Here is a 20,728-nt window from a genome sequence, read left to right as displayed (position 1 = left end):
TCCTCTCTTTGGGGAGAGAATGACCGCTCTATTCAGTTAGGAGAAACGCTAATCCGTCATTGACTGATCGAGAAACATAATTAATTGTGTCGGTATGGATACCACGCTACTCCGCTGCTTTCTCACCGTCTCGGATACGCGGAGCTTCTCGGCCGCAGCGACAAGACTGAATATTACCCAGTCAACCGTGAGCCACCAGATCGCTCGCCTTGAACAACATTTAGGCAAGCAGCTGTTTGAACGAACGACGCGCAATTGCAAACTCACGGCCGATGGTCGGGCGCTAGTTTCGCACGCCGCGAAGGTATTGCAGTCAGTTGACGAAATGGAGCAGGATTTTAAGCCAAAGCTATTGAGCGGGACCGTTGTAATCGGGGTGCCTGACGACTATCACCTCTTTGTGCCAATTACCGAGGCGATGCGAAGTTTTATGGCCGACAAGCCTGGCGTCGCGGTCGAAATGCACGCTGGACTCGGCATCAACCATCTTAGAGACTTGCGTGAACGAAATCTTGACCTGGCGCTTGTCCGGGAAGTTGGCGGCAGCTCAGGCGATGTCCTGAGAACCGAGCGCTTGGTATGGATCGCCGGGCAGAATTGGGCGCCGCCGGCCGATGGGGTGATCCTGCTCGCCGCGGTGAATGGAGGCTGCGCCTACCGTAAAGCGGCAACAACTGCATTGGATGATCAGGGCATCCCATGGAAATGCACCTATTCATGCACCAGCCTGGAAGGCGTCCTGGCGGTGGTGCGTGCGGGGCTGGCGATCTCCGTGGTCACGGACGGTGACGGAGCGGATGGAGTGCGGATTGTCGATAATCATTCCGTTTTGCCGCCTTTGCCCCTCACAACCCTAAGCATTAAATATTCCCACAAAGAGCCAAGCCTTGCGTCGAAGGCGTTGGCTCGAACGATGGCGAACGCACTGGCGAATGTCTGAAGCTAGGCGGCGTTTTTCGCCATTGAGAATAGCAGCCGCCTTAGCCTATGCCTCAGCCTGTCGAAATCCTCGCGTTCGGTTTCGTCAATTGTCCGCGGATGGGGAATATCGACATCAATGATCTCCGCAATCCGGCCCGGGTGGGGAGAAAAGACCACGATTCGGTCAGCTAGAAGCATAGCCTCGTCGATGTCGTGAGTGACGAAGATGACGGTCTTCTGATCCTGCGACCATAGGTCCAATAAGAACGTTTGCATTTCGACACGGGTCAATGCATCCAGGGCACCAAACGGCTCATCCATCAGGAGGATTTGAGGCTCGACGGCGAGAGCTCTGGCGATAGCGACACGTTGCTGCATGCCTCCCGACAACTGCGAAGGATAGGATTTGGCAAATCGCGTCAGCGACACTCGCTTCAGCAGAGAGTCGACCTTTTCAGTTCGAGCGCGGGAGCCTGTGTTCGCCAGATCGAGCCCAAAGCCGATATTGTCTTGGACAGTCAGCCATGGAAATGAGGTATAGGTCTGAAAGACCATACCAACGGATGGATCGCGTCCATCAACGGCGCGGCCATCAACCATGATGCTGCCACGAGAAGTATCGCTCAAGCCGGCGATCATGCGCAAAAGAGTGGACTTGCCGCATCCCGATGGCCCGAGGAAAACAATGAACTCACCGGCCTTGATCGTTAAAGACACGTCCTCCATGGCCGTGACCATGCTGGCCCCCTCACCGAAGGTCTTAGAAACCCGGTTGATCCGGATGATGTCTGACATGGCGTGTCCTCACGATCTCGTACGTTGAAGGTATGGGAAGAGATAGCGACCAGAGATGTTGAAAAGCAGATCGCTGATCAGCCCTATGATACCGATCGAGATGATGCCTACGAAAATCGTTGCCGTATCCATGAAGCGTGATGCACTCAAGATGACGTAGCCGACGCCACTGGAAGCAGCGACGATCTCTGCAATGACGATATAGGTCCAGGCCCAACCAAGCACGATGCGGAGATCGTTGAAGATAGCCGGCTTGGCGGCCGGAAGGATCACCTTGAAGATAAGTTGCTTAGGCTTTGCCCCGAGCATGATTGCCGCCTCAATCAGTGTCAGCGAAACGGCGGTTGTGCTCACCATGACCATCAGGGTGAGGGTGAAGAAAGTGCCAACGACTATGACGGAGAACTTCTGTGCGTCGTCAATTCCCAGCCAAAGCACCAAAAGCGGAATAAAGGCAGTCGCCGGCATGTAGCGGGTAAATGCGAGACAAGGCTCCAGCAGGGAGCGGAAAAATTGCACTGAACCCATCATCAGACCAAGAGGCAATGCAACGGACGCAGCAATACAGAATCCAACGAAGACACGATAGATGCTGATCGCAATGTCCCAAAGAAAGCCCTTCTCCGTGTACATCTCCCACGCAGAGCGCAGTACTTGGCTTGGACTTGGAAGAAAGAAGTCACTGACCATGCCCGTGGCCGATATAACCATCCATCCGGCAAATAGCAGGACGAAGAAAGATACCGAAAGCACGACCGATACGGTTCGAGGAAGCGGCCGGCGGATGGCAAAGAGATCGGCACCCCCCAGTCGCTTGGGCGAATGAGCCCCGAAGGGCGCACCGATTACATTGGCCTGTTTTTCTACTGAGTTTGCCATGGCGTCGCTCTTTACCGTCCGAGCGCGGAAGCTAGCGGATTGGGATCCACGACATTACTAGCTTGGAGCGCCTCCTTAAGAAGTCCGGCCTGCGTATAAAACTCTACGCCTCGCTGGGTCACGCCCGCAATCTCCCCAGGAGTGCTAACGGATCCGATATACTTCTCGTTCTGCTCCCGCGAAAGAAACTCAAGGCCGGCAAGTGATGTACGGAATTCGTCTTCCTTGATCCCAAGAGCCTTGGCCATTGTTGCGTTGGCCTCATCTGGTGAAGACTTCCAGTAATCATAGGCTTCGAAATAAGCCTTGATAAAATTAGCGACATCTTGAGGCCGCTTTTCGATGACGTCAGAACGAAATGCAACGGTGTCAACGATCAGGCCGGGTTTGTCAGCCGAACTCGCCAGAATATGCCCCCCCCGCTCTTTCGCCTTAGAAAGCCAGGGATCCCACGTCGCTGCAGCATCAAGCCTTTCGGCTGCGAATGCGGCACCTGCGTCGCCGGCGCGCATGGACTGCAGCTTGACATCTTTGATCGTCATGCCGTTGTCGGCTAGGAGGTTCAACAGGAAGAAGTAGGTACTTGATCCTTCTTCGGCTCCAATGGTCCGGCCTTTCAGATTTCCGACCGTCTTGATGTCACTCGCAGCGACTATCCCTTCACCTCCTTTTGAGAAGTCAACCGCTAGAACCTGTTTTATACCGAGCTTTTGAGCATTGTAGAAGATGAAGGTATCAACCGTCGTCGCCCATCCGTCCAGCCGGCCAGTGGCGATTGCCGCGGCAGTCGAAGGTTTATCTTGGACCGTAATCAGCGAAACATCGACCCCGTTCTTTTTGAAGAGTCCCTTCTCGTTGGCTAGATGGAGCAGACCATATCCGACCCAGGTCGTCATGCCGACGCCTAACGGCTTGTTTTCCGCCGCAGACAAACTGGCTGAAAAGCAAAAGACGGCAATAAGCGTGCTTGCGAGAAGTTTCCGCATGATGGTGATCCCCTTTTCGTGCTTGTTATTGAAAGACAAGCTAGGGGAACACGAACCGAAAGGGAGTTTAAGCGAAGATTCGTTATCGATTAATGCGAGGGGTCGTTTAATAGAAGGCCGGAACGGTAAACTGTCGATTAGTGGCTTCCCCTGTCGTCAATCCCTCTCATTCTGCTTAATGCTTCACCGAAAAGCGAATATAGGAGGACTCGCTGGCAACGATGTGCAAGCGACCGGCATCATGCCACCCGATGCAACTTTACCAAACGGAGCGACCACTCCCGAAGTGATTGCTCCGAATGGCCTGTCCTGTCAGACAACTGTCGATGATCTACGGCGGCGGGTGGGGGCATAAATACTTCCCCAAGGCATCTGACGACGTAGCTTATGTCGCGCCCAAGTGCCGCTGCTCCCGCGTAGCTGTCTCCGCCGATAGAAATACGGAACTCCGACTTATTCGTCGCGGCGCAGTCGGGCATTAGCATCGGATAACTAAAGGTCCGCGTGATGCAGGATCGTGGAGAAGGGAGTCGAAAAAGACTTGGAGGTCGTTTTGAATATCCTCTTCGTCCTCTACCCCGACGCTAATGCGCACGACCGGCCCGGCCAGCGTCGATGCACTCGTAATAGATCGTTCCGAGCCAAGGGACAAAGGTGCGATCAGACTCCGTGTTCCCCCCCAGGACGCACCGATAGCGAAGATCGAGAGCTGGCCGAGGGCATCGTCAAGACGTTCCAGGGCTTCGGGTTTCAGAGCGACGCTGAACACCCCGCTAGCCCCCTGGAAATCGCGGACCCAGTGCTCATGCCCTGGGCACTCGGGCAGGGCAGGGTGCAGGACCTTCATCGCCGCGGGATGCTCACGCAGGCGATGCGCCAGTCGCTCGGCCACGCCTCCGATATGGCGGAGCCGCACGCTCATTGTTTCGATTCCGCGCAAGGCAAGTGCCGCCTCGTCGGGTGAGACCCCGATGCCGAGGAGGCGCAGGACATCGCGGATGCGGGTTCTCAGTTCCATGTCCCGCACAGTGATCGATCCCAAAAGCAAATCGGAGTGTCCGCCTACGTATTTCGTCAGTGCTTCGGCCACAATGTCGGCTCCAAGGTCGAGTGGCTTGCAAAGCAGCGGCGAGGCCCAGGTGTTGTCACAGCCGACCAACGCACCCCGCGCTTTTGCTTCTCTGGCGATGGCCGGTAGATCCTGTACCTCCATGCTGCCGGAGCCGGGGGATTCGACCCATACCAGGCGGGTATTGCCTTTTATGAGGTCGCCGATGCGGCCACCGATAAGAGGATCGTAGACGCGATGATGAATGCCCCGTTGGGCGAGGAAGTCAGCGCAGAAGGCGCGCACGGGGCCGTAAACCGTATCCGGGATCATCACTTCGTCGCCCGGACCGAGCAGAGCGATCATCGGCATAGTCACTGCTGCCAAGCCAGAGGGAACAAGATGGGTGCGAACACCGTGGTGCAGGGCGGTGATCTGCGCCTCCAGGGTTCGCGTCGTTGGGGTTCCGTAGAGGCCGTAGGCGTAACCGTCCGCCCCGCGCTCCTTCCGCCGAGAAAAGCTCTCGGTGTTGGGATAGACAATAGTTGAGGCCCGATAGGTCGGCACGGAAAGGCTGTCGAACCCCTCCAAGGAGACTTCGGGGCGGTGAACACAACGGGTACTATCGTGCAACTATCTTCCCTCCGGTTCCAGCTTTAGGCTGGCGAGTGGCTCGGGTTACTTCTGAAGCCAAGTGTTCCAACGGTCGAGCATCAACGGTCGGTTGGCGTTGATCCACTCAAAGTCTGGAATAATGAGCGAGGCGTAGATCTCGGGCTTTATTGGCATGTTGGCCTGATCCTCTGGAGACATCTTCTCCATTGCCGCAGTGCTCGGCGGCGTGCATCCAAGATTTGTGCAGTGCCGCGCCATGCCATCGACCGAGTTTTCAATGAAGTTAAGTAGCTTGAGCGCATTGGCTTTGTTTGGCCCGCCTTTTACGACCGTGGCCCGGTCAGAGACCAGCACACCTTCTTTCAGCGAGAACTTGAGATTGCGGCCCTCTTTCAGCAGCACGCTCGCGCGCGTTTGCCACACCATGCCTGCCACGTACTCCCCGGCTCGATAACCTTGCTGGCTCGCATCTCCGGTTTTCCACCACAAATTGATATGCGGTTTCAGCGCGTCCAATTTTCTGAGCGCGCGATCGATATCCAGTGGGAAGAGGTCGGATGGTGCTACGCCGTCTGCCACCAGCGCGGCCGCCATGACGCGCCAGGGATCATTGAAGTTTGGGAAGGTGCGCGCGCCAGGGAAGCGCTTGACGTCCCATAGTTCGCTCCATGTCGTCGGCCCTCCATTAGGCAGCTTGTCGCCGTCCCAGACGATGTAAGTGAGACCGGAGTTGAGCTGCGCCCCGGAACTGTCACAGGCCCCTTTCAGCAGATCTTTGCGTTCAGCGAAGGCTTGGCAAAAGGTGCCCATGTCTTCAGTCATGGCGCGAACGTCGTTGCTGTGCGCCTCGATGTCACCGAGAACAGCGATATCCCATGTCACCGCGCCTACCTGGTTCATCGCCTTAAGTTTTGTGATCTGCTCTTGCGCCGATGCAGTCACCACTTGGACCCTGATGCCGGTCGCATTGGTGAAGTCATCAAAGAAGCTCTTGCGCAAGCTCTGCTCGTAGGCGCCACCGGTTGCTGCGACGACGACGGTTTCCTCGGCTCGGGCCGGTGCGGCCGTTGCGGCTGCCAGGACAAAGGCAGCTATAACTGCGTGCGATGCTGAAAGTCTCATGCCGTAATATCCTCTTCTGTTGTTGCCGGGACTTGGCGCTTCTTGACGATTGCCGCCGCCGCCATGGTGACGACCGAGACCGCGAGCATGATCGTGGAGACGGCAGCGATGACGGGAGTAAGGTTGAAGTCGATGTCTTCGAAGAATTTCCTCGTAAGCGTTTTGCCGCCGACATCAGAGATGAAGAGCGACACAGTCGCTTCATCGAAGGAAGCGAGGAAGGCAAAGATCGCTCCGGCGGTGATACCCGGCCAGATGGACGGCAGGACTACGTCGAAGAAAGCGCGGGTTCGCGATGCCCCGCAGTTAAGCGCGGCGAGTTCCAGCATTGGATCAAAACCTCGAAGCGCGGCCGAGACGGTGATGGTGACATAGGGAACGCCGAGCATCGTGTGAGCGAGCAGGAAGCCAGTCGTCGTACCTACCAACTGCAGCGGAGCGAAGGCTAGATAAAGCGCGATCGCCAGCACGATATGGGGCAGAACGAGCGGACTCAAGGTCAGTGCAAACAGCAGGCTTGCCCCAGGCAGACGACTCCGCGCCAGTGCAACGGAAGCTGCAGTCCCGATGAGCGTCGCACCGACCATCGCGCCCGCTGCGATCTTCAGGCTGAAGAGTGTGGCGTCGATCCAGTCGGGATCGGTCAGATAGCGGTCAAACCATTCAAGGCTAAAGCCGCGGGGAGGGAACTCGATGTAATCGGCTTCACCGAACGCCATCGGGATGACTATCAAGGTTGGCGTAACGAGGAACAGCAAAACGATGCAGACGAAACAAGCAAGCGCTACATCACCGCCAAGACGTCTGGCGGCGTCCAACACGATCAACATTTCATAAGCCTTTCGACAGAGAGAGAAAGCGCCGGAAGACGACGACCACAACAAGCGTGCCAGCCAGGAGTAGCAACGAGAGGGCGCTCGCAAATGGCCAGTCCAAAAGTTCGGTGGCCTGTTGGCTGATGAGGGTCGCCGCCATCAGAGTTTCGGGTCCGCCGACGAGCGCTGGGGTGATGTAGAAGCCAAGCGACAGAATGAAGACGATGAGGCAACCGGCGAAGATGCCAGGCAGACTTAGTGGCAGCGTCACCGTGATGAAGCTTGTGACTGCGCCCGCGCCGAGGTTGCGCGCAGCCCGCTCGTAGTCTGCAGGTATCGCTCGCAGTGCACCGTAGATCGGAAGGATCATGTAGGGCAGCAGGACATGCGTCATCGCTACCAAGACGGTGGCCTCGGTGTAGAGAAGCTTGAGCGGCCCTTCCGTCAGTCCGAGCCACCGAAGCAGACCGTTGACCAAGCCGTTCGTCTGCAGCAGCACGATCCAGGCGTACGAGCGCACGAGGACGCTCGTCCATAGAGGCACAAGCACACAGGCAGTGACAAACAGTGCCGCGCGTCCCGATAGCCGCGACATCAGCAGTGCGACCGGGTAGCCCAATGCGAACGCAGCCAATGTCACGGCTGCGGCGATGCGGGCGGTACGCAGGAAAACATTGACATAAAGGGGACTTTCCACCGCCTTGGCCAGATGCCGCACGGTAAAATCGGGGTCGAAGACCGCCATCGCCAGCAAGCGTCCGACCGGGTAGAGAAAGGCACCGCAGAACAGGGCGATCAGCGGCAGTAACAGAACGAGTGCCGTGGCTGGACTGTAGATGCCGGCTGTAGAGGTGCTGGTCATACGGGCGGCCATTGTCAGGCTCCTTCCCGAAATACACTCACCCGCGACGCATCGAACATGATTCCGACAGGGCTACCAGCTTGCAGTTTCCTGGAAACACCAGGTTCCGTTTGGACCTGCAGAAGCTCGCCATTGGCAATGCGAACAAAGGCCAGTTCCGACGATCCCACGAAACGCGATCCCTCTAATGTCCCTGAAAGCTGCGCGCTGCCAACAACGGCAAGTTTCAGCGCTTCCGGCCGTACCGCGATGCGGACACGAGCACCTACGACGATATCGCGGCATCGGCTAACTGGCACAATGACCTCGGTGGCGTCGTTCACACGCATTCGAGCGTTGCTGCCTTCCACTGCCAAACACGTCGCAGCGAGAAAGCTGGTACGGCCAATGAAGTCGGCGACAAAAGCTGAAGCCGGTTCATCGTAAAGTTCATCCGGCGTGCCAACTTGCTCGATCCGACCGCGATTCATAACCACGATGCGGTCGGAAAGGCTCAGAGCCTCTTCCTGGTCATGCGTGACGTATATGATCGTAACTCCCACGGTCCTGTGCAGCCTCATGATCTCAAGCTGCATCTGATCTCTGAGCTTCTTGTCCAGGGCTGACAGCGGCTCGTCCATCAGCATGACCGGTGGCTGGGAGACGAGCGCGCGTGCCACAGCAACACGCTGCTGCTGACCACCAGACAGTGCCGTTGGCATGCGCGTGCCGAGACCATCGAGGCTGATCAGCTTCAACGCGGCCTCGACGCGTTGTCGAATCTCTGCGCGAGACACTCCGCGTCGCTTTAGCGGGTAGGCGATGTTGTCAGCGACCGACATGTGTGGGAACAGCGCGTACCGTTGGAAGACCATGCCCAAACCACGTTTTTCCGGGCGTGTGTACGTCATGTCCTGATCGCCGATGATCAGGCGGCCGGATGTCGGGCGCTCAAAGCCCGCGATCATCATGAGGAGCGTCGTCTTGCCCGAGCCGGATGGCCCTAGGATCGAGACAAATTCTCCAGGCTTCACCTTGAGCGAAACGTCGTCTACAGCCGTGACCACGGTGCCGTAAGATTTCCTTATGGATTCTACGGCAACACCGGCACCGGCGACATCATTCAACATTGAAACAGAGTTCATGTGCGGGTCTCCCCGAGCATGAGATCGGTCACGAACATATGTCCGGCGGCGTGGGTGATCATCTCTGGGATACCGGACGCAATGGCGATGGCTTGGGGCGTAACCCCGCACGCCCAGAAGACCGGAACATCGTCCTCACGCAACGGGTTGAAGCGCCCCCATTCGACTCTCGATAGATCAGGAATGCCAATCGCGGCGGGATCGCCGACATGCACTGGCGATCCATGCGCTAGCGGATAGCGGCTGCTAATTTCTCGTGCCTGCTCGACACGATCGGCGGGGATCGGTCGCATGGTGACGACAATGGGGCCGTGCAGGCGCCCGGCCGATCTGCATTGAATCGAAGAGGTGTATACGGAGATCCGGCCATCCTCTGTTTCGAGGTGCCGTTGCGGTATGCCAGCGTCCTCCAGCGCTTCATCCATTGAGTTGGAACAACCGATGAGGAAAGCGACGTGATCTTTGCGCCAGAGGTCGGCGATTGACCGGCGTTCCTCAACAAACTGCCCATTGCGAAAGACGCGATAACCCGGCAGATCACTGCGAATGTCAGCGCCTGGCGCACAAAAACTGGGCTCGGGGTTCCCGGTTTCCGTCACCTCGATGATTGGACAAGGCTTCGGATTACGTTGTGCAAAAAGGAGAAAGTCATAGGCATAAGCTTCAGGCAGGATCGCAAGGTTTGCTTGGACGTGGCCCCGCGCCAATCCGTGCGTAGCGCGTGTCCATTGCCCTGCACGCACAGCCGCACGCACCTCGGAGCCGGAAGCAGCTGATAGGTTGGCGCGGGTCATTAAAGGCGAGCGGTTTTCAGTCGCGTTTGTCATGCACCGACCTCCATGAGTGCACCCGAAGTGGTCATGAAGGTCTCAACGCCATCGGCGCGGACTACCACGGTGTCTTCGACCTGCAGCCCGCCCCAGCCGAGTTCGTAGTAAGGCGTCTCCACGCACAGGACCATGCCCTCCTCGATGAGGTCGCTGCTTGTCGGAGTCAGATCGGGAAGGTCGTAACCGTCCAGGCCAATCCCGTGGCCCACATGCGAGCGCGCGTAGTGGGGGATCCCTTCGCGGCGAACCGTCTCCACGGCGACGTCAAAAATCGTGGAAGCTGCGACGCCGGGCTTGATCGCTTGAAGTGCGGCCTCGACGCCGAGATGAAGCGCCCGATGGTATCGGCGGACGCGGTCCGGCGCTGGTCCCAGCGTCGCGATCCGAGCGATATCGGCACGGTAGTGGTTGTAGCGTCCACCCGCATCGAAGCGGATGATGTCGCCTATGGCGAGCGCTGTTTCTGAAGGCTGAACGTTTGGCATGGCGCTACGCGAGCCGAAGCCGATGCAGCCCAAAACGGGCCATGCATTTTCCGCCACCGTTTGCGTGTGAAACGCACGCGCCATCGCGATCTCAGTGATACCCGGTCGCGCGATCGCCAACGCGGCGGCGATCGACCGCTCGGTGATCTGTGCGGCCTGCCGCAGCGAGTTGATCTCGACTGCGGTCTTGACCGCCCGGATCGCACGGAAGAGGCGCATCGCCGGGACAAGCTGGGCGTGGGGAAGCCGTGCCTGCAGCTGCTCCCAATGCCCCGGCAATAGGCCCAATTCATCGACCGCGATCCGGGCGGAGGCGAGCCCACGCGCTTCCAGTGCGGCTACGAGCGCGGTCAGGGCGTCGTCCTCGACCGGTAGGTCTTCCAGCGCTGCTTGCCGCGCGCTCAGCGCATCAAGCTGTCCTTCGGTGCGGTCCATGCGAAAGTATCCGAAACGACGAACATCCTTCACCCACACCCGTTGGTCCGCCAGTAGATCGAGCAGCGAGCTGGACGCAACCAAACAGGCGTCTTCGGGATCCGCAGCCGGAACCAGGACGTAGGTCTGCGGCCCCCGCCGGATCCACTGCGAGAGCGCCCAATAGCCGCTAGCGTACGTGACGTTCTCGGGCGATGTGGCAACGATGGCATCGATGCCTTCGGCCGATAGAATGGACTGCAGTCTCGGCATATTCACAAGACGATTAGCCATCGTCCATTGCGAGCGAGCTTCCACGGATAAGTCGTTCATCTTGCCTCCTGCAAAGCGGAATCAGTGGTGAGTTCTGGCGCCGGTCCGGCGTAGCCAATTGACTGAGAGCAGCGGTATGCGGCTTGCCGGACGAGACGAACCGCAGTGGCCATTTCGCGTTGCTCGTTCTCACGGAAAAGGAGCGCAACGCTGATCGAGGCGACAGGTTCGCCACGGGCATCGCGTATCAACGTAGCGGCTGACGCCACTCCTTCGATGTTCTCGCCGTATACCGTCGCATAACCCTCGCGGCGGCTGGTGGCCAGATCATCAAGGATCTCGGCGATAGTCTGTCGGGTTCTCGCGGTGTAGCGGGTCAACGGCTCCGCGCCGAGCACTCTGTGAACTTCTACGTCCGGCAATGTCGAGAGCAGCATCTTGCCGATAGCGGTCGAATGCATGTTGATGCGCGACCCCGGCAGGATGCGAACGGAAATTGGCCCGCTGCTCTGAATACTCTCGAGATACATGCCTGAACCATCGCGAAGAACGCCGAGATAGCCATTGAGATGATGCTTATCGGCGAGCTCGGCGAGTTCTCGCGTGACAGCGGATAGCAGCCTGTCTTCACGGCGCATGGTGCTGCCCAGGACTATCGCACGATACCCTAGTCGGTACCGCTTTGTATCGCTCGACTGAGCAACGAAGCCGTTGGCATGAAGCGTATTGACCAACCGCTGCACGATGGTTGGACTCAATGACAGTGCTCGGGCGATGTCGCGGATACCCAACTCGGCGTCCGAGGTGCCGAGCAGGTTCAAGATCGCAAGTCCGCGTTCCAGTGATTGATTACCTACCATGTTCCTATAATCGTAACAGTGAACCGATATTTGTATTTATACAAGAGTTCGTGATGTTGTCAATCTGGATCCTGGACCGCCAATGGTAGTCGCTACCTGTTGGCACCAGAAGCGATGCTGTTAACATTCGTTGCACCCCACTGGGATCAACATTACGGTGAGGCCGGTCCGCTCACGACGCTGCCAGAAGGTCGAATCGGACCCGCAGCGGGCTGCTCACTCAATGCCAACAAGCCACACTCACCGGCCACGTCCGGCGAGGGCGGCAACTTGTCGATGGGAACAAATGGGGGACCTTCCGGTGCTTTTGCCTCCCGCCGCTCTTTAGGCGATCGTCCGACTGGCCATCAAGCGGCGCCTCGGCAAGGGACGAGATCCGCGCGATCGCCATTCTGCAGATCGACATCGCGTCCGGTGCAACCAGCTCATCGGCAACCCCTCTTTTAGATCAGGTCGGTGCGGGCACTGTGCGGAGTGAGCAGATATTATGGAGCCTTTGGGCGTTGCAGGGTTGAATTGAAACTCGAACTTGCGCCAGACGCATTAGATAAGCGCCTGACGTCCCATTTCTGACGCGTCAGATGAAAGGCCGAACCATCGATCCATCTATTCGGTACAGCAGACCGGAAGATGTCATGCTCCAACATCGGCGCCTCCTTCCCGGTTTTGATCAATCCTTGTAGTTGCCCGGAAACACAACATCCTGATCAACGAGCACATTGAATTTGTAGCCAGGGCGAATTTCGAGAGTCGGCTGAACGTCCATATTCCGTTGGATGGTACGATCAGCAACCCGCCCAAACGTCTCTGCGAAATTCCGCCGCGTCGCATCCGAGGCCGTGTCCTGGGTCGCAAGCGTCGAACTCTCGGGAACCGCCATGTCGATCCCCGTCCCGATCAGAGCAATCAGCACCGCTGAGCCGAACGTCTTCAAATAATGATTTTTCACCTTATCGTTGAAACCACCATACCCTTGCGCATCGGTTCCCGACATGCCGCCGATCTGCAGTGTAGAGCCGTTCGGAAAAATGATGTCGGTCCAGACAACGAGCACACGTTTCTGTCCGAAGGACACCTTGCTGTCATACCGGCCGAACAGTTTCGTACCTTGCGGAATGAGCAGACGATGCCCTGTCGCGCTGTCGTAAACGCTCTGGCTCACCTGTGCGGTGATCCGCCCCGGCAGATCTGAATTGATGCCCGTGATCAGTGTCGCTGGAATGACTGAACCGCGCTTCAGCTGAAAGGGCGATTGTTGAGGCACGACACGGTTCGGCAAGTAGCCAAGCTCTTTCAGGTCGGCGTTCAAAAAGTCTTCCTTCGAGCCTTGGGCATTGGGATCTGCGTTTTGACCTCCGAGCCCGGCGCGAAGCGCGGCCGCGTAGAGATCAGGACCACTTGCCGTGTTTGTCGACGTCGTTGCGGCTCTTGCTTTCGTGTCCGCGGTCGCACCTTTCGTTTCCGCACGCACTTCCAGCTTGCCGCGATCGATGGCAAGCGGCGCGTCATAGGCGGCGTTGTTGGCCTGTAGGCGAGCCATTCGCTGGCGCTGTTGCTCACGCAGAACCTGTTCCTGTTGTTCTCGCAGAAGACGAGCCCGCCAAACTCCTTCAGCTTCGAGCTCCTGGCCGCGCTGCTGCTCCTCGCTTCGCCCCGGCTGCGGCGTGAAGGGATTGCTGGCCTTTTTATCGACCTGTTTTGTCTCGACCGGCGTCGGCTGGAAGGTGGTTTGTTGCTGCGGCTCGCCGATAATACCGTCGGTGACGCCGCGTTTGATCTGGTCGGCATAGGTTGAGGCCGGCTTGCCCGAACTCGTCTCCGGTCCGTTGTCCTTGCCGAAGTACAGCCCGCGCGAGGCGAGCCCATAGAATATGACGCCAAGAAAGGCGACCGCCAGGACGAGAATGACGATGATCGGCAGACGGTTGATCCGCCGGATAGTCGATAGGGCCTGACTGTTTGGGGCGCCGCCGAGATTGAGAGATTGCACCATATGATCCTCCCTCACCCGCGTCGCATGAGCGACAAGGCGCTCGCTGGCGTCGCGCCACTCACTGTCACGGAATAAGCGCGGCCGAGCTCGACGCTATTTGTCGAAAGCCGGGCCAGCACCTGACCATCGACAGTCAAAATCACATAGGCGAGCGGGATGACGGTTGCGCCACCATCCGTCTTCTGATCGATGATAACAGCATATCCCCATCCCTTGAGCGCCGCCTCCAACGCCTGGCCGAAGGGCGAGGCATCCGACTTGAGGGCGACCGTTGCCTTCCCCGGCCCGATCTGCTCGGCGAAGCGGCTCACCATATCGCCGGCGATTGCGCTGGCGGCAGGACCGGAGATTTCCGGCGGGGCGCTGCTGGACACGAGCTCTTCTGTTCCGGTCGACTGGCATCCGGAAAGAAGAATGGCGAGGGCACAGGCTGCGGCAAAATTGCGGAGGGGTCTTAGGGTGCGCGAATTGGAGAGACGGATGTTCATTACCGCCCTCCCCGCTTGATGGTGATCTTTTCCTGTTTCCAACCGACCCCCGACACGAGCACCGCGCGATCGACATGGTAATCGACGACCATTATGTCGCCCTTCATCCGGTAGTTGACGATTCGGTTCTGCCCGCCTGACGTGACGAACAAAACCGGCGCATCCTGGCCGGAGATCGACCGTGGAAACTGGATGTAGGTCTTGAGCCCGTCGGAATAGACCCGCGTAGGTCGCCAACCAGCGCTGCCCGAGACCGAATAGGAAAAGTTCAGCTGCTCGGCCGGAACGCCAGCGCCAGGGATGGTGCTCGCCTCGAGCCGCGCATTGATGTCAGCGAGCTTTGTCGAAACATCTTCAGGATATTCGAACCCGACACGCGCCATATATTGCGTCGGATGGGACTTGAGCTGGATGTGATAGGTGCGACGCGACGTTGTCACCACCATCGATGTGACAAGAGCAGGCTCCGACGGCTTGACGATCAGATGGATGGCCTGACCGCCGGCAGCACCTGAGGTCGCCGGTTCGACCTTCCAGCGCACCGTGTCGCCGACCAGAACGTCGCGGACCACCTCGCCGCCTTGCAGTTCGATATCGCAAACCTGTAGCGGCGAGCAGACGACGGAGGGCTGGACCTCGCCGTAGAGGAAGATCACCTTGCCGTCGGCGCCCTTGGTCACCAGCCCGCGGGAGCCGCGCCACTGGGTGGAGATGCCCATGCCCTTCGCTTCGTTGGCCGTGACGCCATCGGCAGCATATGCATGCAGGGGAGCGATCACTGAAGACGCCAACATTGCCGAGGCGAGAGCGCCCGTCAGCGTGGCCCGTGTTGTTGTTCGCGGGATGATCATGTTCGGGGCCATGCCTTTCAAAGCTGTGCTGTCCAGTCGAAGTCGCGGAGATAAAGACCGATGGGGTTCAAGCGAATGACACCCTCGTCCTGCGGCGGCGTCAGTGTCACGGTTGCGATCCCCCGGAAGCGGCGGACGGCGGTTTCCTTGCCGCGCCGGTCGCGCTCGAATTCGGTCCAATCCAACTGGTAGCTCTGGTTCGACAGCGCGACGATATTGTTGACCTCGATGGCGACAGTCGAGTTCTTCGCTTTCTCGAACGGTGAGTTGGAGCGAAACCAGGCATTGACCTTTTCGGTCGCGGGATCCGAAGTCCTGAGCAGCCCATAAGTTCGGTCGATGTACTGCTTCTGCACGACGGCGTCCGGCGTGACGCTCCGAAAGTTCGAGACGAAGCTGCCGAGGGTGGCGCGCACCACACGCGGATCGGCATACTCGATCTGTTGGGGAAAGCCGGCACTGACGGCCGTGCCGAGCTTGTCGACCTCGACGATATAAGGAACGAGCTTGACCTGTGTGCTCTGGTACAGCGCGTAGCCAAAACCGATCACAGCCATGGTCATGCCGGCGATGCCGACGATGCGCCATGCGGCGGCGGATCTGACATAGTATCCATAGCGCTCGTTCCATTCGTTGCGGGCGGCGATATAGGGATTGGCAAGATCGGGATTATCGAGCGGATTGTGTCCGGCCATGGCTGATCGGCCTCCAGTTATTTGGTCTCGTTAAGTGGCGGTGGTGGAGGCGATGCGGTCCGACCCGACTGCTGGTCAAGTTTGGCATTGGCAAGCCCGAGCAGAGATCCGGCATAGGCGCCGGGTGACCCGACCGCCTTGTCCTTCGCGGCCGAACCGACGGCACCTGCCGCACCACCGATGCCAGCCTCCATGCCACGCATCGCGGCACTACCGAGGGACGCTCCCCCTGCCCGCGCCGCGCCTGCTGCCTGAAAACCTCGGCTTGCTGCGGCCGTCGCCAAAAAGCCGGCGCCCGCCGCAAAAGATGCGGCCTGTCCGCCATGGCGAATGGCTTCCATTCCCCCGGAAACGGAAGCACCCTGAACGACACCCTGCAGGATCGGCGGTACATACATGGCGATGACGAAGACCACGACCGAAATGCCGGCGATCGCAAGTGTGGTGATGAACTGCTCGGAGGTGGCTGTCGGGGCCTCGGCGAGGCCCAGCAGGATGTCGGAGCCGATCTTGGCGATCATAACCAGCGCCATCAGCTTCATGCCGACGGAGAAGGCGTAGACCAGATATTTGATGGCAAAGTCCTTGGTATAGGATGTACCGCCCAATCCCAGCATGATCATGCCGGCGAGCAAGCCGACATACATTTCCACCATCACCGAGACGAAGATGGCGGCAACGAGCGAGAAGCAGACGACGACGACGACCATGGCGAAGACGGCGGCGATCGCCAGGGAGTTATCCTCGAAGAGGCCAAACTTCGCCTGTTCGGACATCTTGGTTGCAACGCGAATGCCGGCATCAAAGATATTGGCGGGAGAGGCCGACCCACCGCCGGCACCGATCTGGTAGAGACTGTCGACCACGGCCTTGGCGAAGGCCGGTCCTCGATCAAGGATGAACGCGAACAGCCCGATAAACATGATGCGTTTCACGAGTTCCGCAAACCAGCTGTCGAGCGACGCAGCGTTAATTGCCAGCCATACCGCGGCGATACCGACCTCGATGCCGGCCAGGATCCAGAACAACGACCGCGCCGCATTCATGACCGTCGTCTCCCAGCCCTTGGCGGCCGCAACGACGGAGTTCTCCAGGGCCGTCAGAACTTGACCCTGCTGCGCCAGAGCGGGCGTGCTCGGGATCAGGATCAGGCCGATTACAACGACGGCGCGCTCGATGCGCCGGGAGGGATGAACATTCACCATCTCGGCTTCATCTCCTGGCCGCCGCGTATGTCGCGAGTAGTGTCGCCGCCAAAGAACTTTTCCCGGTTAGCTCGTCGGTCTGCGTCGGATGCAGCTTGGGGCGACGCCTCGCCCGCTCCGGACAGGTGTGCCGCAGACGGCTGGACGATCCACCTGGCGACGCCGACGCCGGACGCAACGATGCCCAATACTGCGAGAATGAAGGTAAGACGCGGGCTCACCAGCGGGGCTCCATCGTCTGCCCGCCGCGGATGTCAAGCTCGCTTCCGCTGAAGAATTTTTCCCGGCGCGCTTGGGCGAGATCCTTTTGCGCCTGCTCCGACTGAAACCAGGTGCCCATCATCGTCATCTGCTGAGAGACGAGACCCCGCAGCTTCTGCATCTGCGCGACCTGCTGGGCGGCGATCTGGTGTCCGACTTGCAGCGCCTTCATCTGCCCGTCGGCCGTCTCCGACATCGATCGCAGCGACGACATCGTGCCCTCCTCGCTCGAAAACTGGTCGGCCGTCAGGTTTGCGGCCTTCAAGGTGCCTCCGATCGTATCGCGATTAGTGTCGGACCAGCTCTGATAGGTCGACGAGAAGCTCGCACCATCCGGCAGATTACTCTTCAACTCGGAAAAACTCTGGAAGCGCTGCTTCAGGACATCGTCGATATTGCCCATCGAGAAGGCGACGCCCTGCCCTTGCGCCACGACATTCTGAAGGTTCTTGAGGTCGCTCTCGACCTGGCCCCAGACGTGGTTTGGCAATTGCGCCGTGTTTTGCAGCATGTTGTTGTAGATATTGATCTGGTTCTGGATCTGCTCGGCAAGCTGCGAGATCTGGGTGATCTGATTGTTGACCTGTTCGGCCGACTTGCCGACCAGGGAAATCAGTTCAGTATTGTTGGCGATCTGGGTCCATTCAGTCGCCTGCCCGGTGACACCGCCTGCCTGGACCGGGATTGGCAGTGCGATAGAAAGGCAGGTCGTAACGGTGAGCACTGTGCGGTGCTTCTCAAGAGGTCGGAAAAAGTGTCTCGGCATGGGCGATCCCCCTTTGCTGGAGCCAGTGAAGAGGCCATGCGGCCCCGTGTTCGGAATGCAGGCCGCGAATGCGCTTGAGGTCTTGCCTGCCCGTCGCCCCGACAAACGAGAGCGCGACCGGACCGAGCGCCATGTTGAAGAGCCTTCGGCCCTCCGGTGAGACGACGTAATATTCGCGTTTGGGAATGGCGGTTGCGACGATCTCGATCTGCCGCTCGTTAAAACCAATGCGCTCATAGAACTCGCGCGTGCCCGGTTCGCGTGCCGCGCCGTTCGGCAGGCAGATTTTTGTCGGGCAGCTCTCCTTCAGCACATCGATGATCCCGGACCGCTCCGCGTCGGAAATCGACTGGGTGGCGAGCACCACGGCGCAATTGGCCTTGCGGAGCACCTTCAGCCATTCCCGGATCTTGTCGCGAAACACCGGGTGGCCGAGCATCAGCCAGGCCTCATCGAGGATGATGAGGCTGGGCGCTCCGGTCAGGCGTTTCTCGATACGCCGAAACAGGTAGGTGAGAACGGGGACGAGATTGCGCTCGCCCATGTTCATCAGCTCCTCGATCTCGAAGCATTGGAAGGCGCAAAGCGCCAGGCCGTCCTGCTCGGCGTCGAGCAACTGTCCCATCGGACCATCGACGGTATAGTGATGCAGTGCGTCCTTGATCTCGCGCATCTGCACGCCGGATACGAAGTCCGATAGCGAGCGGCCGCGAGATTCCGCCATCCGGGCCAACTGCCTGGAGATGGCGTTGCGATAGTCCGGTGTGATGGTCACACCTTGCAGCGCCACAAGCATCTCGATCCACTCCGAGGCCCAAGCCCGGTCGCCGTCGGTCGAGAGGTCAGCCAGTGGGCAAAAGGCAAGCGCCTCCACCTCACCACTAGCCAACGGGCCGATATCGCCGCCGATCTGATAGTGATCGCCATTGAGGCCCAATGTTAGGGGAAGCATCGATCCGCCCTTGTCGAAGGCGAATACTTGGGCATCGGCATAACGCCGGAACTGCGCGGCAATCAGCGCCAGCAGCGTCGACTTGCCGGAGCCGGTCGGACCGAAGATCAGCGTATGGCCGACATCGTCAACATGCAGGTTGAGCCGAAACGGCGTCGAGCCGGATGCTACCTGCATCAAGGGCGGCGAGGCCGCCGGATAGAACGGGCAAGGTGCGTTCGGACTACCTGACCAGACAGAGTTCAGCGGAATAAGATCGGCGAGATTGCGGGTGTTGATCAGCGGCTCGCGGATATTGGCGTAGGAAACGCCTGGCAGGCTGCCGAGGAACGCATCCGTGGCATTCAACGTCTCGATCCGGGCGCCAAAACCTTCGGCCTGGATCAGCCGGCGGATCGCCTCGCACTTTTCCTGGAGGCGGGTCGGATCCTCTTCAAATATCACGATGACCGGCGTGTAATAGCCATAGGCGACGAGTTGCGACGAGGCTTCGGCGATGGCGTCCTCGGTTTCCGCCACCATCAGCATGGCGTCCTGGTCGACCGAGCGTGATTGCGTCTGGAACAGCTGGTCGAAGAATGGCCTGACCTTCTGCTGCCACTTCTTGCGGGTGCGCTCGAGGCGCGCCCTTGCTTCCTCAGAATCGAGGAAGACGAAGCGGGACGACCAGCGATAGGTGAGCGGCATCCGGTCGAGCGTGTTGAGAATTCCTGGCCAGCTTTCGGCAGGCAGACCGTCGATCGCCACCACGCCGAGAAACCGGTTCTCGACCATTGGGGTCAGGCCATGTTGAAGCTCAGCCGTCACCAGCCAGTCGAGATACATGGGGATGTCCGGCAGGCGCACAGGGTGGTTCTCGCCGGTTACGCAGAAGCGAATGAACTGGAAGAGCTCGTCGTAGCGCGCGACGCGATAGCCGCCGCGCTCCGACGTTTCCCGCGTCATCATCCGACGGATCGACACGACGTTGGCGAGATACTGTTCGACCTCCCGGATCGAGGTCAGGAAACTTGTCAGTGCCTTGTCGGCATAGGTCGCCGAGCGGCTTGCGGCATCCGAATAAATATAGCGCGTCAGTCCGGAGCGCCGCGGCTCCGGTGGCCGCCAGGTCAGGATCAAAGCGTGCCGGCTTTCGAAATGCCCCCTCTCCTTCTGGAAATGTGCTCGACGCTCATCGTCGATGGCGCGCGTCACCGGATCGGGAAAGTGGGATTTAGCCTCTGTGGGATAATCGCCGGTCGGCACCCTGATGGCCTCGACCTGGATCATCCAGCCGGAACCGAGCCGCAAAAGGATCGCATTGATCTGTCGCGACACCTCGTTGCGCTCGGCGTCGGTCGAGCTCTCGCTATCCGGCCCGGCAAAATACCAGCCGGCCATCAGCGAGCCGTCTTTCAGCAGAATGACCCCATTATCGACGAGGCCGGCATAGGGCACCAGGTCGGCAAAAGACGGTCCGGAATGGCGGAAGGATTTGAGGGCGACCAT

The 20,728-nt window shown here is 59.1% G+C and carries 20 protein-coding genes; 1 reads left to right on the top strand and 19 read right to left on the bottom strand.

From position 1 onward, the window contains the following. Positions 1 to 94 precede the first annotated feature (94 nt). Positions 95 to 940, top strand: coding sequence for a LysR family transcriptional regulator (locus EPK99_RS03860; RefSeq protein ID WP_128441265.1), 846 nt, complete (start codon positions 95 to 97; stop codon positions 938 to 940). A 2-nt stretch (positions 941 to 942) separates the two neighbouring features. On the opposite strand, the gene EPK99_RS03855 is transcribed toward EPK99_RS03860, so the two are convergent. The 19 genes from EPK99_RS03855 to EPK99_RS03765 all read right to left on the bottom strand — a co-directional run bounded on the left by EPK99_RS03855 (position 943) and on the right by EPK99_RS03765 (position 20,728). Next, a complete protein-coding gene (locus EPK99_RS03855) occupies positions 943 to 1,716 on the bottom strand; it encodes an ABC transporter ATP-binding protein (protein ID WP_128441264.1) in 774 nt (257 codons plus the stop codon). Between the two features lie 9 nt (positions 1,717 to 1,725). Then, positions 1,726 to 2,595: an ABC transporter permease gene (locus tag EPK99_RS03850; RefSeq protein WP_128441263.1), complete on the bottom strand. Its 870-nt coding sequence runs from the start codon at positions 2,593 to 2,595 to the stop codon at positions 1,726 to 1,728. An 11-nt stretch (positions 2,596 to 2,606) separates the two neighbouring features. After that, positions 2,607 to 3,581, bottom strand: coding sequence for an ABC transporter substrate-binding protein (locus tag EPK99_RS03845; protein ID WP_128441262.1), 975 nt, complete (start codon positions 3,579 to 3,581; stop codon positions 2,607 to 2,609). 478 nt (positions 3,582 to 4,059) lie between these two features. After that, entirely contained in the window at positions 4,060 to 5,262 is a 1,203-nt protein-coding gene (locus EPK99_RS03840; RefSeq protein WP_128441261.1) for a trans-sulfuration enzyme family protein, read from the bottom strand. A gap of 45 nt (positions 5,263 to 5,307) precedes the next feature. Then, complete coding sequence (locus EPK99_RS03835) at positions 5,308 to 6,366, bottom strand: extracellular solute-binding protein (protein WP_128441260.1); 1,059 nt, start codon at positions 6,364 to 6,366, stop codon at positions 5,308 to 5,310. After that, entirely contained in the window at positions 6,363 to 7,196 is an 834-nt protein-coding gene (locus EPK99_RS03830; protein WP_128441259.1) for an ABC transporter permease, read from the bottom strand. Before EPK99_RS03830 ends, EPK99_RS03835 begins: the two co-directional genes overlap by 4 nt. 1 nt (position 7,197) lies before the next feature. Continuing rightward, positions 7,198 to 8,055 (bottom strand): ABC transporter permease, encoded by an 858-nt coding sequence (locus tag EPK99_RS03825; RefSeq protein ID WP_128441258.1) that lies wholly within the window; start codon positions 8,053 to 8,055, stop codon positions 7,198 to 7,200. A 2-nt stretch (positions 8,056 to 8,057) separates the two neighbouring features. Beyond that, positions 8,058 to 9,167 carry an ABC transporter ATP-binding protein gene (locus EPK99_RS03820; protein ID WP_128441257.1) on the bottom strand — a complete coding sequence of 370 codons (1,110 nt, stop codon included), beginning with the start codon at positions 9,165 to 9,167 and terminating at the stop codon, positions 8,058 to 8,060. Further along, the gene (locus tag EPK99_RS03815) at positions 9,164 to 9,994 is read right to left on the bottom strand and encodes a putative hydro-lyase (RefSeq protein ID WP_205909042.1); all 831 of its coding nucleotides are present in this window, start codon (positions 9,992 to 9,994) and stop codon (positions 9,164 to 9,166) included. Before EPK99_RS03815 ends, EPK99_RS03820 begins: the two co-directional genes overlap by 4 nt. Further along, positions 9,991 to 11,229 carry a M24 family metallopeptidase gene (locus tag EPK99_RS03810; protein WP_245455625.1) on the bottom strand — a complete coding sequence of 413 codons (1,239 nt, stop codon included), beginning with the start codon at positions 11,227 to 11,229 and terminating at the stop codon, positions 9,991 to 9,993. The genes EPK99_RS03815 and EPK99_RS03810 overlap by 4 nt, the downstream gene beginning before the upstream one ends. After that, positions 11,226 to 12,029, bottom strand: coding sequence for an IclR family transcriptional regulator (locus EPK99_RS03805; RefSeq protein WP_128441256.1), 804 nt, complete (start codon positions 12,027 to 12,029; stop codon positions 11,226 to 11,228). Before EPK99_RS03805 ends, EPK99_RS03810 begins: the two co-directional genes overlap by 4 nt. A gap of 670 nt (positions 12,030 to 12,699) precedes the next feature. Further along, complete coding sequence (gene trbI, locus EPK99_RS03800; RefSeq protein ID WP_128441255.1) at positions 12,700 to 14,022, bottom strand: IncP-type conjugal transfer protein TrbI; 1,323 nt, start codon at positions 14,020 to 14,022, stop codon at positions 12,700 to 12,702. Between the two features lie 11 nt (positions 14,023 to 14,033). Next, positions 14,034 to 14,510, bottom strand: a complete 477-nt coding sequence (gene trbH, locus EPK99_RS03795; protein WP_128441254.1) for a conjugal transfer protein TrbH — start codon at positions 14,508 to 14,510, stop codon at positions 14,034 to 14,036. Continuing rightward, on the bottom strand, positions 14,510 to 15,361 hold the full coding sequence (trbG, locus tag EPK99_RS03790) for a P-type conjugative transfer protein TrbG (RefSeq protein ID WP_128442150.1): 852 nt from the start codon (positions 15,359 to 15,361) through the stop codon (positions 14,510 to 14,512). Before trbG ends, trbH begins: the two co-directional genes overlap by 1 nt. A gap of 17 nt (positions 15,362 to 15,378) precedes the next feature. Continuing rightward, positions 15,379 to 16,056, bottom strand: coding sequence for a conjugal transfer protein TrbF (locus EPK99_RS03785; protein ID WP_128441253.1), 678 nt, complete (start codon positions 16,054 to 16,056; stop codon positions 15,379 to 15,381). 17 nt (positions 16,057 to 16,073) lie between these two features. After that, complete coding sequence (gene trbL / locus EPK99_RS03780) at positions 16,074 to 17,261, bottom strand: P-type conjugative transfer protein TrbL (RefSeq protein WP_128441252.1); 1,188 nt, start codon at positions 17,259 to 17,261, stop codon at positions 16,074 to 16,076. Beyond that, positions 17,255 to 17,482 carry an entry exclusion protein TrbK gene (gene trbK, locus EPK99_RS03775; RefSeq protein ID WP_128441251.1) on the bottom strand — a complete coding sequence of 76 codons (228 nt, stop codon included), beginning with the start codon at positions 17,480 to 17,482 and terminating at the stop codon, positions 17,255 to 17,257. Before trbK ends, trbL begins: the two co-directional genes overlap by 7 nt. After that, positions 17,479 to 18,288: a P-type conjugative transfer protein TrbJ gene (gene trbJ / locus EPK99_RS03770; RefSeq protein ID WP_128441250.1), complete on the bottom strand. Its 810-nt coding sequence runs from the start codon at positions 18,286 to 18,288 to the stop codon at positions 17,479 to 17,481. Before trbJ ends, trbK begins: the two co-directional genes overlap by 4 nt. Beyond that, the gene (locus tag EPK99_RS03765) at positions 18,260 to 20,728 is read right to left on the bottom strand and encodes a conjugal transfer protein TrbE (RefSeq protein ID WP_128441249.1); all 2,469 of its coding nucleotides are present in this window, start codon (positions 20,726 to 20,728) and stop codon (positions 18,260 to 18,262) included. The genes trbJ and EPK99_RS03765 overlap by 29 nt, the downstream gene beginning before the upstream one ends.

Source organism: Neorhizobium lilium, assembly GCF_004053875.1.
In the GTDB taxonomy this organism is placed as follows: Bacteria; Pseudomonadota; Alphaproteobacteria; order Rhizobiales; family Rhizobiaceae; genus Neorhizobium; species Neorhizobium lilii.
This window is presented reverse-complemented; position numbering and strand designations above follow the sequence as displayed.